This window comes from Micromonospora rhizosphaerae, from assembly GCF_900091465.1.
Classification (GTDB): Bacteria; Actinomycetota; Actinomycetes; order Mycobacteriales; family Micromonosporaceae; genus Micromonospora; species Micromonospora rhizosphaerae.
This window is the reverse complement of the sequence record NZ_FMHV01000002.1, coordinates 4,800,907-4,815,058: the sequence shown is the minus strand read 5'-3', so window position 1 is coordinate 4,815,058 and position 14,152 is coordinate 4,800,907. Positions and strand designations below refer to the sequence as shown.

Here is a 14,152-nt window from a genome sequence, read left to right as displayed (position 1 = left end):
TCGGGAACGGGTACGCGGGTGGTCGCCGGGCCGGGGCGGGTCACCGGGTGACCGCCTCGGCGGCGGGGTGCAGCCAGCAGGCGACGGCGCGTCCGGGGTCGCCGTCGGCGGGCGGGCCGAGGAGCGGTATCCGGCTGTCGCAGGGGGTGAACGCCCGGGGGCAGCGGGGGTGGAAGGCGCAGCCGCCGGGCATGGCGCGCAGGTCCGGCGGCGCCCCGGGGATGCCGGTCAGCTCGCGCCGCGGGCCGCGCAGCGCCGGGAAGGAGTGCAGCAACCCCTCGGTGTACGGGTGCAGGGCCCGGTGGTACAGCTCGGCCGCGGGCGCCTCCTCGACGATCCGGCCGCCGTACATGATGGCGATCCGGTCGGAGAATTCGACCAGCAGCGACAGGTCGTGGGTGATGAACAGCACCGCGAAGCCGAGCCGCCCGCGCAGCTCGGCGAGCTGGCCGAGGATCTGCCGCTGCATCACCACGTCCAGGGCCGTGGTGGGCTCGTCCATGATGACGATCTGCGGTTCCAGCGCCAGCGCCATGGCGATCATGACCCGCTGCCGCATTCCGCCGGAGAGCTGGTGGGGGTAGCTGTCCAGCCGGTCGGCGGAGATTCCGACCAGCCGCAGCAGCTCCCGGGCCCGGGCCAGCCGGGGCTCCGGGGTAATCCGCGGCTCGTGCGCCTTGATCACGTCGAGCAGTTGGGTGGAGATTCGGTGCACCGGGTTGAGCGAGTTCATCGCGCCCTGGAACACGATCGACGTCTCGGCCCAGCGGAACGCCCGCAGTTGCGCGGGGGTCATGGACAGCACGTCGACCGGCGGGCCGTCGGCGGGGTGGTAGACCACCTGGCCGCCGCTGACCACCCCGGGCGGGGGGAGCAGCCGGGTCAGCCCGTACGCCAGAGTCGACTTGCCGCTGCCGCTCTCCCCAGCCAGCCCCAGCACCTCGCCGCGGTGCAGCGTGAGGTCCACCTCGCGGACGGCGTGCACCGCCTCGTCGCCGAGTCCGTAGTCGACGCAGAGCTTCCTGATCTCCAATAAGCGCTCACTCACCGGGACCCTCCTTCGTTCGCGACTGCGGGGCTCCGCTTCGCTGCACTCCTCGCGCTCACCGGGACCCTCCGTGGTTCGCGACTGCGGGGCTCCGCTTCGCTGCACTCCTCGCGCTCACCGGGACCCTCCGTGGTTCGCGACTGCGGGGCTCCGCTTCGCTGCACTCCTCGCGCTCACCGGGCGGCCTCCTTCCGCTGCCCGGTTACCGGTTCGGAGCGCGGCCGCGGGGACGGCGGGGCGGGTCGCGGCGCCAGCACCGGGGTGAAGCCGACCCGCATGCGTACGGTGCGCCCGTCCGCCGTCCGCACCCGGGTCCGGCCGCCGCTGCGCAGCCGGGGGCTGACGAACTCATCGATGCCGAAGTTGATCAGTGCGAGGGCGGTGCCCAGCAGCGCGATGGCCAGCCCGGCCGGCACGAACCACCACCAGGCGCCCTGGGCGAGGGCCTGCTGGCCCTGCGCCCAGAACAGGATCGTGCCCCAGTTCCATGAGGAGACCGACGAAATGCCGATGAACGCGAGCGTGATCTCCGACATGACCGCGAAGATGACCGTACCGACGAAGCCGGACGCGATGATCGCGGTGAGGTTGGGCAGGATCTCGAAGATGATGATGCGCCACGTCGACTCGCCGGTGGCCCGGGCCGCCTCCACGTAGTCGCGGCGGCGTAGCGACAGCGTCTGCGCGCGCAGCACACGGGCGCCCCACGCCCACGACGTCAGCCCGATGATGAGCGCGACCAGCGTGTCGCTGGCCCGGTCGACGACCGACGTCACGATGATGATCAGCGGCAGCGCCGGGATGACCAGGAACACGTTGGACAGTGCCGACAGGCCCTCGTCGGCTACGCCGCCGAGGTAGCCGGACGTCACGCCGATGATGATCGACAAGACCGTCGCCACCACGCCGGCGATCAGGCCCACGACGACGACGCTTCGGGTGCCGACCAGGATCTGGCTGAAGATGTCCTGGCCCAGGTGGGAGGTCCCGAACCAGTGCTTGGCCGACGGCGCCTGCAGGATGTCGTTGCTGCGGGCGTCCGGATCGTACGGCGCCACCCACGGCCCGATGATCGCGAATAGGCCGTAGATGCCCAGGAGGACCAGGCCGGTCGCGGCCTTGGCGTTGGCGATGAACCGCAACCGGCGCCTCGCCTTGCCGGGCGCGGTCGACGGCTGGGCCATCGCCCCCTGGCCGGGGATGACCTGGTCGATGCTGGAGGGTGAGATGGTCATCGGTCAGCCACTCTTTCGGGTCCGCGGGTCGAGCAGCAGGTACGCGACGTCGGCGAGCAGGTTCGCCACCAGCACGGAGATCGTGATGATCAGGAAGATCCCCTGCATCAACGGGTAGTCCTTGGCGCCGACCGCCTGGAAGAGCTGGAACCCGAGACCGGGGTAGGAGAAGACGATTTCCACCAGCAGCGTGCCGCCGACGATGAACCCGAGGGACAGCGCGAAGCCCGAGACGTTGGGCAGCAGCGCGTTGCGGGCGGCGTAGCTCAATGCCACTCGGCGCTCCGACAGGCCCTTCGCGTGGGCGACCGTGATGTAGTCCTCCGACGAGACCGTGACCATCATGTTGCGCATGCTGAGGATCCACCCGCTCATCGAGGAGATCAGGATGGTGGCGGCCGGCAGGATGCTGTGCTGGATCGCGCTCGGGACGAAGTACTGGTCGAACGCCGGCACGAGGCCCGGCTCGTAGCCGCCGGAGGACGGGAAGAAGCTGCCCGGCCCGGCCAGCAGGGCGATCGCGACGAGGCCCAGCCAGAAGTACGGGATCGAGGACAGGAACGTCGTGGCCGGCAGCAGGCCGTCGATCCACGAGCCGCGCCGCCAGCCGGCGCCGACGCCGAGCGCCGTGCCGAGGAAGAAGCTGACGATCGTGGTGATGCCGACCAGGCTGACGGTCCACGGCAGGCTGTCGCCGATAACCGTCGACACCGGCGTTGGGAAGAACGTGAACGAAAGGCCCAGGTCGCCGTGGAAGAGCTGGTTCCAGTAGTTGAGGTACTGCTGCCAGACGCTCTCGTTCTTGTCGAGGCCGAACAACACGTAGAGCGACTGGATGGCGTCGGCGCTGATCCGGCCCTGGTTGCGCGAGATGAGCGACTGAACCGGGTCGCCCGGGATCAGCCGCGGGATGAAGAAGTTGAGGGTGATCGCCGCCCACGCGGTAAACAGGTAGAACGCGATGCGTTGCAGCAGGAACCTCATCGTGCGTCCTCCGCCCGATGGATCAGCGGCACAGCCGGAGCGGAGCTCCTAGGCCCGGTCCTCGCCGCTGGTGGCGGCCCGATCGTCGGGTCCGCGTCGGGGGCGGCGGAGGCCGAGCCTTCGGCGGCGACGGTGGCCGGGTCGTAGAGCCAGCACGCCGCCCAGTGGCCGGGCCGATCGGCGATCTCCAGCCGGAGCGGTAGGTCGACTTTGCAGCGGGGCATGACGTGCGGGCAGCGCGGGTGGAACCGGCAGCCGGCCGGCGGCCGGATGAGGCTTGGCGGCTCCCCGTTCCCGCGGTCCTGGCCGGTGGCATCTGCGGCGCCGGTAATGCGATCGGGGTCGGGCGCCGACTCGATGAGCAGCCGGGTGTACGGGTGGGCCGGATTCTGCGTGACCGTCTCGCTGTCGCCGCCCTCGACCATGCGGCCGGCGTACATCACGATCGTCTCGTCGGCGAAGTAGCGGGCCGAGGCGATGTCGTGCGTGATGTAGAGGATGGCGAGGTTGAGCCGGTCCTTGAGGTCCCGCAGCAGGTTGAGCACGCCGAGTCGGATCGAGACGTCGAGCATGGAGACCGGTTCGTCGGCGAGAAGGACCTCCGGGTCGGCCCCGAGCGCCCGGGCGATCGCGACGCGCTGCCGCTGGCCGCCGGAGAGCTCGTGCGGGAACGCGTCCAGGTAGCGCTCGGCCGGCGTGAGGCTGACCCGGGTGAGCAGCTCGCCGAGGGCCTTCTCCAGGTCCTCGGCGGTGCGCCCGGCGTTGCCGTGGATCCGCAGCGACCGGGTGAGGTGGTAGCGGATCGTGTGCACCGGGTTGAGCGACGCGAACGGGTCCTGCAGGATCAGCTGGACGCGTCGCACGTACGACCGGAACGCGCGACCGCCGCGGACCGTGGTCGATACACCGTGCAGGCGGATGTCGCCGGCGGTGCGGCGGTGGAGCTGGGCCAGCAGCCGGGCCACCGTCGACTTGCCGGATCCGGACTCACCGACCAGCGCGGTCACCTGGCCGCGGCGTAGCGCGAACGATACGTCGTCGACGGCGTGGACCGCTGTCGGCGTGCGCGAGAAGAGGTCACGCAGCCGTTTGCGGACGGGGAAATGCTTGGTCAGGCCGACGGCCTCCAGCACCACCTCGTTGACCGGCGCCGCCGCGCTTTCGCTCAACGTCATGCCGAGTTCCTGTCTTCGGGGTGTCTGTGTCACCGTGGGGTGACGCGGTACGAGTCTGAGCTTGGGTCCGCCTCCCCGGTCGGCCTCGGCCGACCGGGGAGGCGGCATTGCGGTCAGCTACCGGCGGGCTTGAGGTGCAGCACCACGTCCAGCGCGTTGGGTTGGGTGGGCTGCATCGCGCCGTACGGGTTCGAATCGTCGGGCCAGCCGGTCCAGTTCTTCGTGCTGTACGCGCCACCGATGTTGTCCGCGCCGACCGGGATCATCGGCATCTGCTCGACGAAGACCTTCTGCAGCGTGCTCATCGCGGCGGTACGGGCGGCCTCGTCGGTCGCGTTCGCGTAGGCCGTCAAGGCGTCGGTCGCCTGCTGGTTGTTGAAGCGACCGAAGTTGCCCGCGGGGGAGGCGGTGCCGATCGGCTTCAGTTGCCTGCCGTCCATGACGGTCCGGTAGATGTCGTACGGCGTTGCGCCGCCCTCGGTCCACCGGAAGGTCGCGTCGAAGTTGCCCTGCTCGACGTTCCTGAACCAGGCGTCCTGGTTGGCCTTGTCGACCGTGGCTACAATGCCGATCTTGGACAGGCCGTCCTTCACGATCTCCAGGCTGGTCTGGTAGTCGGACCAACCGGCCGGGTCGGTCAGGGTCAGCTTCACCGGCTTGCCGGTCTTGTCCTTGAGGGCGTTGCCGTCGAGCTTGTAGCCGGCACCGGTGAGCAGCGCCTTGGCGCCCTCGACGTCGACCTTGTGCTCCTGGCCCTTGAACTCGGGCGCGATGAACGCGTCACCGGCGGGGCTGGGCAGGCCGGTCACGCTCTTCACCAGCGGGTGGAAGTATCCGGCCTCGGCCGTGGTGAAGATGTCCTCGCGGTCGATGACCATGTTCATCGCCCGGCGCAACGTCGGGTCGTCGAACGGCTTCTTCGTGGTGTTGACGTACAGGCCGTGGATGCCCAGGACCGCCGGCGCCCACACCTTGTGGTTGGCCGGGTCCTTGGCGACGAAGACGGCCTGGTAGTTGGGGATGAAGACGAAGCTCCACTCCGCCTCGCCGTTGGCGAGGGCGGTGGTCTGCGCGCTGTTGTCGGTGTACGACGTGAAGCGCAGCTCCTTGATCTTCGGCAGGTCCTGCCAGTAGCCGCTGTCCCGCACGGTCAGGGTCGTGGTGGCCGGGGTGAAGGACTTCAGCGTGTACGGGCCGCTGCCGACGGGCTGCTTGACGGGGTCGGTCGTCGGGTCGCTGATCTTCTCCCAGATGTGCTTGGGGACGATCGGCACCCGCCACAGGACCTTCTGCTGGTTGACGAACTGCGGGCTGGCCATCTTGATCGTGACCTCGTCGCCGCTCGCGGTCGCATCCGTATACGGCACGCCCTGATCGTTCAGCGCCGGGTACTTCTTGACCAGGTTGTACGTGAACGCGACGTCCTCGGCCGTGAGCTTCTGGCCGTCGGACCAGGTGGCGTTGTCCCGGATGGTGACCTTGACCGAGGTGTAGTCCGGCGACCACTCGGCCTTGGTCGCTACCCAGGGCTTCATCGGGTCGCTCGGCTTGACCGGGTTCCACATCATCAGCGGCTCGTAGATCTGCCAGCGGTAGCCCAGCGAGGCACCGGCCGAGGTGGTGAGGAACGGGTTGTTGTTCTCGGCCTGCGGGCCGTTCGGCATGCCGATGTTCAGCACGGTGGCCGCCTGGCCCTTGTTCTTGTTGGCGTTCGGACTGTCGCCACAGGCGGCGAGCATGGCCAACGCCGTCACGCTCGCCAGGGCGAGGGCGAGGCTGCGTCTGACGCGCATGTTTTCCTCCCGGTCGGGTTGGTGCATCAGTGGGGTCGTCGGCGGAACGGGGTTGTGCGTCACCGCGGCGGGACGCGGGTGACGTCCCGCCGGGTGTCAACGGATCTGCTGCTGGAGCGGCTCCGGCTTGGGCCGGCCCGGCCCGAGGACTCGGCGGTTGGCCGGTAAGGGCGCTCTGGTCGAGCCTCGGACGATCAGGGTGGTGGGAATGACGTTGGGCGTGTCGGGCAGCGGCACACCCGCGAAGTGCGACAGGAGCATCCGGGCCGCGGCCTCTCCCATCTCGCGCATCGGCTGGTGCACCGTGGTCAGTGGTGGATCGGTGTGTGCCGCGTACGGGATGTCGTCGAAACCGACGACCGCAACATCCTCCGGGACCCTGCGACCCTTCTCGCGGATCGCCTGCAGGGCGCCGCCGGCCGACAGGTCGTTGTGGGCGAAGACGGCGTCGAAGTCGAGGCCGGCCTCGATCAGCCCCTTGACGGCGAGGCTGCCGGAGCCGAAGGTGAAGTCGCCCTCGACCACGAGCCGCGGATCCAACGGCAGGCCGGCGGCGTCGTACGCCTCGGCGAACCCGGCCAGCCGTTCCTCGGTGCAGCCGAAGTCCTCGCAGCCCTTGATCACCAATGGTCGGCGCCGACCCAGTTCGAGCAGATGACGGGCGGCCGACTCGCCGCCACTGCGGTTGGTCGTGGCCACCGAGGGGAAAGGCCGCTGATGACCGCGGTCGTCGATGAGGACCACCGGGAGGCCACGGCCGTGCAGCTCGGCAATGTAATCGAGGCTGCCCTCGGGCTCGATGACGAGCAGCCCGTCGAACGACTTCGCCGAGACCTGCGAGGCGAACTGCCGCATCGACTCCTCGCCGCGGTTGAAGGTGGAGAGCAACAGCCCGTACCCGGCGCTCTCCACCATGTCGACGGCGCCCTGCAGTACCTCGCCCATCCACGGCCACGTCAGGGCGGGAACCAGCATGCCGACCACCCGGGTCCGGCCCCGGGCCAGGCCGACGGCCCGGGCGCTCGGCACGTAGCCCAGGTCGGTGATGACCGCGCGGACGCGGTCGGCGGTCCTCTGGTCGACCTCGCCCTTGCCGTTGAGCACCCGGGAGACGGTCGTCTTGCTCACCCCGGCCCGGCTGGCGACGTCGGCGATGGTGATCGGCACGTGACGCTCCCCGGGTCGCAGGGGTTGAGGGCGTGTTGCGGAACCGGTTGCGGAAGCGGTTCCGTCGCAGTCAACCGAAGTGACGGCGGTCACGTCAATAACGCCCAGGTAACGAAACATGCCTAATTTCAAGAACTTAAAGAAGTCCCGTGATGCTCACCAGGTGGACGGCTCCGGAGGGGGCACGACGGGCGGACGGTCGTCGCAGGTGATGGTGTTCGGCACCATCCACCAGGACCCGATGTTCGAGCGGTCCGGCCGGGTGGACCCCGGCCGGGGCGGCTGCCGGGTGCCGTGGAGCGGCGACGCACCCCCGTTCGGCTTCAGCCCGGACGGCGCCGTCGCGGTGCCGTGGTTGCCGCAGCCGGCCGACTGGAAGGACCGTACGGTCCGCGCGCAGAGCGGCGATCCGCACTTCATGCTGGAGTTGTATCGAGCCGCCATCGCCATTCGTCGCGCCGAACGCTCGGCGACGGGGAGCTGACCTGGCTGTCGGCGCCGGAGGGGTGCTGGCCTTCGGCCGCGGCCCGGACTTCGCCTGACTGGTCAACCTCTCCACCGCGGCGGTAGCGCCGCTGGCCAACGCAGGGCTGCTGCTGGCCAGCGGTCCGCTCGACGACGGACGGGTGCCGCCGGACACGGCCGTCTGGCTGCGTACCCGAGGGGCGTGGCCCGCTTGATCGACACCCAGCCGGCGGGCACCCTTCCCCTCCTTCGTCCATGGGAGGGACCTCCGTCGGCGTGCGGGCCGCGTTTGCCCCCGTACGCCTCGGGAACTCGGAGCGCCGAGACACGGGGAGGAGCAGGTGATGAAGGTCCACGACCCGTCCAGCCAGGCGATGCAGAAGGACTACGAGATTTCCGACATTGAGCGCCTGATGGGCAAGCGGGACTGGAAGAACTACGACGAAGTGATCAGTTGGCTGAAAAAGGAGGGTGACGAGGATCGACGGTTCACTCCCGGCGAGGTCCAGCACATGATCGACGACTTGTCCCGGGCCCGGGACAAGCGGATGGACTTCGTCCGGGATCCCGAGCAGCTCTACCAGAAGCTGAAGAGCAGCCGGTAGCGCGGCAGCGTCCGCAACACCCGGCGGCCTCGACCGCCGTCGACGCGTCCGGGTCGCGCTGGAGGACCGCTTCCAGCGCGGCCCGGTACGCCCACTATCCGGTTACGCAGTACACATCGCCGGAGTTGACCTCATGTGGCAGTGAGACCAGGTGGGCGGCCATGCCTTCCGCGGACATCCCCTCCGGAAAAGCCAGCGACATGGTGTCGCCCAGTGAGATGTTGAAGCTGCTGAAGCCGAGTGCCGTGGCACGATCCAGGCAACGTTGCGCAACGCCCCGCTCGATCGTGGTGAATTCGAAGGAGAGCGCGCGCGGCGGATGATGCAGCCCGGCCAGCACTTCATCCTCGAAGCCCTCGACGTCGATCTTGACAAAGGTCGGCACGCCGTATTCACCGATGAGTGCGTCGAGAGTTATGGATGTCACCTCTATCTGCGAGTCCCATATTTCGTCTTCCCACCCGGCTGCGCCATCCGCCGCCTCAATGAAGTGTCGGGAGGCGGTGGACACCGTGGGGTTGGCGGAGTTGATGTTGATCTGGATGTTGCCGGCACGTGCGCCGCACGCCCCCTCGACCAGCGAGACCTGGTCGTCGCCGGCGTATATGGCACGGATGGCTTGCGTGCACAGCGGTTGGGGTTCGACGGCCACGACGCGGGCCCCGAGGCGGCGGAAGCTCCCGATGTGGTCACCCACGTGAGAGCCGATGTCGAAGACGAGATCTCCGGCCCTGATGAAATGGGCGTAGAACCGATCCATCGCCCTCTCGCGCTGCGGGTCACCGTAGTAGATCTCCAGTGAGCGACGAAGAGAAGTGGTGGCCGGATGAGTCTTGAGCGCCTCAATTGCGCCGGTCTGGGCGTCCACTAACGGACGGTAGCCCGAGCCGTGAGAGTTGGTATTCACTTTCGGACACCCGGTCCTCCTGTCGGCCGAGGTCACGCCGGTATGCTCCGCGGCCCCGGCGTGCTTTGTAAAATCGCTGCCATGGCGCGGATCGTTCAGCTGCTGGCCTCGCCCGTGCATCGCTATGTCGGTCGGCCTGCGGACGGTCCGGCGCCGGCGCCGCCCGATGAGCTGGTCGAGGAGGTCCGGATCCGGGCGAACCTCGGCATCGTCGGCGACCGGTACTTCGGCAAGCAGGCGCATCGCGACGCGAGCGTGACCGTGATCGCGCAGGAGTCGTTGCCGCGCGGCGTCGGTCTTGTGCAGGTCAGGCGCAATGTCCTCACGACCGGCATTGCCGTGGACGAACTGGTCGGGTCGGTGCTGGTCCTGGACTCGGGAGCAGGCCCGGTCAGGCTGCTGGTCGGTCGCCCAGCGAATCCCTGCGCCTGGATGGACGTCACCGTCGGCCCCGGGGCATGGAAGGCGTTGCGCGGTAGAGGCGGGGTCCGTTGCAGGCCCCTGACCGACGGGATCCTGCGCCTCGGCCCGGTCGACGTCACGGTCGACAGGTAGTCAACCTTCCGAGGCGTCCGGCCGCCGATGGAACTTCCCTGTTCACGGCCGGTCGTGCCGCTGGTCGGGTCATGATGGGCTCGTGACGTCTGGGTAACGACGCTGGGGGGGCGGACGTGCAGGACGTGCGGGTCGAGCCGGTGGTCACCGGCACCGAGGTGCCGGGTCTGGCCGAGATGGTGTGGGACAACGCCCAGAAGGACCCTGAGGCGGTGCAGTTCGTCCGTCCGGATCCGGTTCCGCGGACGTGGCAGGCGCCCCGGTCCACGCGGGGCGGTCCGCTCCCGGTGACCTGTCGGGAGTTCCGGGACGACGTGCTCACCCTCGCGCGGGGCTTCATTGCCGCCGGTATCGGGCATGGCGACCGGGTGGGGCTGATGAGCCGCACCCGATACGAGTGGACCCTGGTCGACTACGCCCTGTGGTCCATCGGCGCGGTCACCGTTCCCGTCTACGACACCTCCAGCGCCGAGCAGCTGGGGTGGATGCTGTCGGATTCGGGGGCGGTGGGGTGTGTAGTGGAAACCGGCGAGCACGCCGAGAAGCTTGCCGGCCTGCGCGATGACCTGCCGGCGCTGCGCCAGACGTGGCAGATCGACGCCGGGGACCTGATTGCCCTGGCGGGGGAGGGCCGCACCGTCGACGACGGGAAGGTCGAGGCGCGGCGGCGGGCGGTGTCCGGCGGGGACGTGGCGACGATCGTGTACACCAGCGGCACGACCGGGCGGCCGAAGGGCTGCGTGTTGACCCACCACAACATCTACTGCGACGTCAGCAAGGCGACCTCCGTGCTGCCGGAGTTGTTGCACCCGGGGGCGTCGACGGTGCTGTTCCTGCCGCTGGCGCATGTGTTTGCCCGGCTGATCCAGGTGGGCATCGTCTGCACTCGCGCGACGATGGTGCACAGCGCCGACGGCGTGCTTGAGCAGCTTCGGAAGTACCGGCCGACGTTCATCCTCGCGGTGCCGCGGGTGTTCGAGAAGATGTACAACGCGGCCCGGCAGAAGGCCGACGACGCGCACCGCGGATGGTTGTTCACCGTCGCGGACGCCGTCGCCGTGCGGTACAGCCGCGCCATGGACAAACCGCGAGGCCCGGGAGCGCTGTGGCGGATGCCGCACGCGGTCTGCGACCTCCTGGCGTACCGGAAGTTGCGCGCCACCCTCGGCGGACGCTGCCGGATGGCCATGGTCGGCGGCGCGCCGCTGGGGGAGCGGCTGGGGCATTTCTTCCGCGGCGCCGGAATCACGGTGCTGGAAGGGTACGGGCTGACGGAGACGTCTCCGGCGGTGACGGCGAACCTGCCCTCGGCGATGCGGATCGGCACCGTCGGCCGCCCGCTGCCCGGGGTGGAGGTGCGCATCGCCGACGACGGCGAGGTCCTCGTCCGGGGGGATGTCGTGTTTGCCGGGTACTGGAACAACCCCGACGCCACCCGCGACGCGTTCACCGACGACGGGTGGCTGCGCACCGGTGACCTGGGCAGCCTCGACGACGACGGGTTCCTGCGCATCACCGGGCGCACAAAGGAAATCATCGTTACTGCGTCGGGAAAGAACATCGCGCCGGCGCCGATCGAGGAGAAGATCCGCGCGCACCCGCTGATCAGCAACGCCATGCTGGTCGGCGACCGCCGGCCCTACCTGGCCGCACTTGCCACCATCGACCCGCACTCCTGGCTGCGGTGGCGGGCCAGCCACGGCCACCCGGACGCTGAGGTGGCGGATCTGCGGGACAACGCCGAGTTGCGCGAGGAGATCAAAACCGCCATCGACCACGCCAACCGGACGGTGTCCAAGGCAGAACAGGTCAAGACCTTTCGCATCCTGCCCCGGGACCTCACCGAAGCCGACGGCGAAATCACCCCCACCTTGAAGATCAAACGGGAGGTGGTGCAGGACCGCTACGCCGCCGACGTCGACGCCCTCTACCGCGGCCATTGACCCGTGTTTCACGGTTTCGAGGAGGTCGACGTCGCCACGGCGGATACGACCATCCATGGACGCCGGGGTGGCGACGGCCCGCCGGTCCTGCTGCTGCATGGCATGCCCGAGACCCATCTCATGTGGCATCAGGTAGCGCCGCGACTCGCGGAACACTTCACGGTGGTGGCCACCGACCTGCGCGGTTTCGGCGACAGCGGCGCACCGCCGAGTACCCCGGATCACGCGCCGTACAGCATGCGCCGGATCGCCCGTGAGCAGGTAGAGGTCATGCGGCTCCTGGGGTACGAGGAGTTCGGCGCCGTCGGGCACGATCGCGGCGGGCGCTGCGCCTACCGGATGGCGTTGGACGACCCTGGCGCCGTCACCCGTCTCGCGGTGCTCGACATCGTGCCCACCGGCGACGCCTTCAGCCGCGCCAACATGGACTTCAGCCTCGGCTTCTGGCTCTGGTCATTCCTCGCCGCTCCCGAGCCGGTGCCCGAACGGCTCGTCGCCCAGGCCCCGGAGGCGATCGTCGACTACATGCTCGGCTCACTGTCGGAAGTGCCGGACGCGTTCCCGGCTGGCGTCAGGGCCGAGTACATCAAGAAGCTGAGTAAGCCGGACGCCATCCACGCCATCTGCGAGCAGTACCGTGCGGCCGCCACGCTGGACTACCAGCACGACGAAGCCGACCGCGGAAGACGGCGGATCACATGTCCCGTCCTCGCGCTGTGGAGTCACAGCGGCCCCGTCGCGAGCTGGTACCGGCCGCTGGAGGTGTGGAAGGCCTGGGCCGACGACGTCGACGGGAGCCCCGTGGCGGCCGGTCACTTTCTTCCGGAAGAGGCTCCTGACGAGACGACACGCCTCCTCCTCCCGTTCCTCGCGTAGTCCGGCGTTGCGTCGGTGCCCGGCAGGTCAACGGATACAACGAGGGCGGGGCTGCCCGGGGGAGGATTCGTCGGCCGGTGACCGGGTAGGCGCGGCCATGGTCGGTGCCGGTCCGCTGCGAGAGGGCGGCGCACCGGCGCGTGCCGACCAGGCCGCGAAGGACGGCACCGCGGCCGCGGTCGCCGAGCTGCGGCGCAGGTCGGCCAGGACGCTGCGGAACCGGCTGCGCCGGGTACGCGCCGGTGTCGGGCTCGCCGCGCAAGCCGGGCTCGCGGCGGGTCTGTCCTGGTCGGCGGCGGAGGACCTGCTGCACATCCCGCATCCGGTGTTCGCGCCGATCTCCGCGGTCCTGGCGCTGGCCGCGTCGGTGGGTAAGCGGCTGCGCCGCACCGTCGAGCTGATCCTCGGCGTTTCCGTCGGCGTACTGATCGGTGATCTGCTGATCTACCTCGTCGGGGCGGGGCCGTGGCAGCTCGGCCTGATCGTCGTACTGGCCATCGCCGTGGCGGTGTTCGTCGGCGGCAACCCGGCGGTGGTTGTCCAGGCCGCGGGGACCGCGGTGCTCATCGGGACCCTCGGTCCAACGGTGCAGAACCTGGAGGTCCCCCGGTTCCTCGCCGCCCTCGTCGGGGGCGCGGTGGCGCTCCTGGTCACCGCGGTGCTGCTGCCGCTGAATCCGCTCCGGGTGATCAATCGGGCGGCCAAGCCGGCGCTGGATCTGCTCGTCGATCAGCTCGAGGCGACAGCCACGGCGATGAAGCAGAAAGACGCCGCTCGGGCGCAGGCCGCGCTCGATCGGCTACGCGACAACAAGAAGGAGCTCGGTGCGTTCAGCGAGGCGGCGCAAGGGGCGCGGGAGGCGAGCACCCTGTCGCCGGTGCGCTGGGGCAGCCGGCACGGCCCGCTTGGCCGGTACGAGCAGGCCGTCGAGCCAATCGACCGGGCGATGCGCAACAGCGGCACGCTGATCCGCCGGACGGTGACCCTGATCGAGGACGACGAGCCGATCCCAGACGCCATGGTGGCGGCGGTGTCCGCGCTCGCGGCGGCCGTGCGGGTGCTGCGCAGGGAGTTCACCCGCGGCGACGAGCCCGACCGGGCGAGAGAACAAGCGCTGAGGGCGGTGGGTGAGGCGGGCCGCGCCTACCGGGCCGGGGTGGGGTTCTCCGGAGCGGTCGTGGTCGCCCAGGTTCGGACCGCCGTCAGCGACCTGCTCGTGGCCACCGGCATCAACCAGGACGACGCGAACCAGCTGGTCCGGCGCGCGTTCGGTCCCCTCAAGCCGCCGCCCGGCCCACCCGAACGGCCGCGGGAGGCCACTGCCGCCCCGCCTGAAGCCGGCAACCCGAGCCCGCCCCGGGGATCGCGGTGACGGCCAGCCGAGGTTGCCCGATGCATT

General features: G+C 69.6%; 13 protein-coding genes. 6 read left to right on the top strand and 7 right to left on the bottom strand.

The annotated features are described in order from the left end of the window. Window positions 1–40: 40 nt before the first annotated feature. The 6 genes from GA0070624_RS22640 to GA0070624_RS22615 all read right to left on the bottom strand — a co-directional run bounded on the left by GA0070624_RS22640 (window position 41) and on the right by GA0070624_RS22615 (window position 7,402). On the bottom strand, window positions 41–1,048 hold the full coding sequence (locus GA0070624_RS22640; protein WP_091344274.1) for an ABC transporter ATP-binding protein: 1,008 nt from the start codon (window positions 1,046–1,048) through the stop codon (window positions 41–43). Window positions 1,049–1,221: 173 nt separating this feature from the next. Beyond that, entirely contained in the window at window positions 1,222–2,283 is a 1,062-nt protein-coding gene (locus GA0070624_RS22635; RefSeq protein ID WP_091344271.1) for an ABC transporter permease, read from the bottom strand. Window positions 2,284–2,286: 3 nt separating this feature from the next. Beyond that, window positions 2,287–3,267 carry an ABC transporter permease gene (locus tag GA0070624_RS22630; RefSeq protein ID WP_091344267.1) on the bottom strand — a complete coding sequence of 327 codons (981 nt, stop codon included), beginning with the start codon at window positions 3,265–3,267 and terminating at the stop codon, window positions 2,287–2,289. Continuing rightward, window positions 3,264–4,442, bottom strand: coding sequence for an ABC transporter ATP-binding protein (locus GA0070624_RS22625; protein WP_091344263.1), 1,179 nt, complete (start codon window positions 4,440–4,442; stop codon window positions 3,264–3,266). The genes GA0070624_RS22630 and GA0070624_RS22625 overlap by 4 nt, the downstream gene beginning before the upstream one ends. 113 nt (window positions 4,443–4,555) lie before the next feature. Further along, on the bottom strand, window positions 4,556–6,235 hold the full coding sequence (locus GA0070624_RS22620; protein WP_091349318.1) for an ABC transporter substrate-binding protein: 1,680 nt from the start codon (window positions 6,233–6,235) through the stop codon (window positions 4,556–4,558). A 96-nt stretch (window positions 6,236–6,331) separates the two neighbouring features. Further along, window positions 6,332–7,402, bottom strand: a complete 1,071-nt coding sequence (locus GA0070624_RS22615) for a LacI family DNA-binding transcriptional regulator (protein WP_091344261.1) — start codon at window positions 7,400–7,402, stop codon at window positions 6,332–6,334. Between the two features lie 118 nt (window positions 7,403–7,520). On the opposite strand from GA0070624_RS22615, the gene GA0070624_RS35950 reads away from it, so the two are divergent. Beyond that, window positions 7,521–7,886, top strand: coding sequence for a hypothetical protein (locus GA0070624_RS35950; protein ID WP_245718934.1), 366 nt, complete (start codon window positions 7,521–7,523; stop codon window positions 7,884–7,886). A gap of 325 nt (window positions 7,887–8,211) precedes the next feature. Continuing rightward, window positions 8,212–8,472 carry a hypothetical protein gene (locus GA0070624_RS22605; RefSeq protein ID WP_091344256.1) on the top strand — a complete coding sequence of 87 codons (261 nt, stop codon included), beginning with the start codon at window positions 8,212–8,214 and terminating at the stop codon, window positions 8,470–8,472. 94 nt (window positions 8,473–8,566) lie between these two features. Here the strand turns inward: GA0070624_RS22605 and GA0070624_RS22600 are convergent, their stop codons facing one another. Continuing rightward, entirely contained in the window at window positions 8,567–9,340 is a 774-nt protein-coding gene (locus GA0070624_RS22600; RefSeq protein WP_245718933.1) for an FkbM family methyltransferase, read from the bottom strand. 120 nt (window positions 9,341–9,460) lie between these two features. Here GA0070624_RS22600 and GA0070624_RS22595 point away from each other — a divergent pair, with 120 nt between their 5' ends. The 4 genes from GA0070624_RS22595 (at window position 9,461) to GA0070624_RS22580 (ending at window position 14,125) form a co-directional block, all read left to right on the top strand. Next, window positions 9,461–9,934 (top strand): molybdenum cofactor biosysynthesis protein, encoded by a 474-nt coding sequence (locus tag GA0070624_RS22595; RefSeq protein ID WP_091344251.1) that lies wholly within the window; start codon window positions 9,461–9,463, stop codon window positions 9,932–9,934. Window positions 9,935–10,050: 116 nt separating this feature from the next. Continuing rightward, window positions 10,051–11,877: an AMP-dependent synthetase/ligase gene (locus tag GA0070624_RS22590; protein ID WP_091344248.1), complete on the top strand. Its 1,827-nt coding sequence runs from the start codon at window positions 10,051–10,053 to the stop codon at window positions 11,875–11,877. A gap of 3 nt (window positions 11,878–11,880) precedes the next feature. Next, complete coding sequence (locus GA0070624_RS22585; protein ID WP_091344246.1) at window positions 11,881–12,753, top strand: alpha/beta fold hydrolase; 873 nt, start codon at window positions 11,881–11,883, stop codon at window positions 12,751–12,753. Between the two features lie 97 nt (window positions 12,754–12,850). Next, the gene (locus GA0070624_RS22580; protein ID WP_091344244.1) at window positions 12,851–14,125 is read left to right on the top strand and encodes an FUSC family protein; all 1,275 of its coding nucleotides are present in this window, start codon (window positions 12,851–12,853) and stop codon (window positions 14,123–14,125) included. Window positions 14,126–14,152 lie beyond the last annotated feature (27 nt).

Excerpts from the sequence above, each read along its gene's own strand:
- GA0070624_RS22635 (WP_091344271.1), bottom strand. The coding sequence starts at position 2,283 with ATGACCATCTCACCCTCCAGCATCGACCAGGTCATCCCCGGCCAGGGG.
- GA0070624_RS22630 (WP_091344267.1), bottom strand. The coding sequence starts at position 3,267 with ATGAGGTTCCTGCTGCAACGCATCGCGTTCTACCTGTTTACCGCGTGG.
- GA0070624_RS22625 (WP_091344263.1), bottom strand. The coding sequence starts at position 4,442 with ATGACGTTGAGCGAAAGCGCGGCGGCGCCGGTCAACGAGGTGGTGCTG.
- GA0070624_RS22620 (WP_091349318.1), bottom strand. The coding sequence starts at position 6,235 with ATGCGCGTCAGACGCAGCCTCGCCCTCGCCCTGGCGAGCGTGACGGCG.
- GA0070624_RS35950 (WP_245718934.1), top strand. The coding sequence starts at position 7,521 with ATGCCTAATTTCAAGAACTTAAAGAAGTCCCGTGATGCTCACCAGGTG.
- GA0070624_RS22605 (WP_091344256.1), top strand. The coding sequence starts at position 8,212 with ATGAAGGTCCACGACCCGTCCAGCCAGGCGATGCAGAAGGACTACGAG.
- GA0070624_RS22595 (WP_091344251.1), top strand. The coding sequence starts at position 9,461 with ATGGCGCGGATCGTTCAGCTGCTGGCCTCGCCCGTGCATCGCTATGTC.
- GA0070624_RS22580 (WP_091344244.1), top strand. The coding sequence starts at position 12,851 with ATGGTCGGTGCCGGTCCGCTGCGAGAGGGCGGCGCACCGGCGCGTGCC.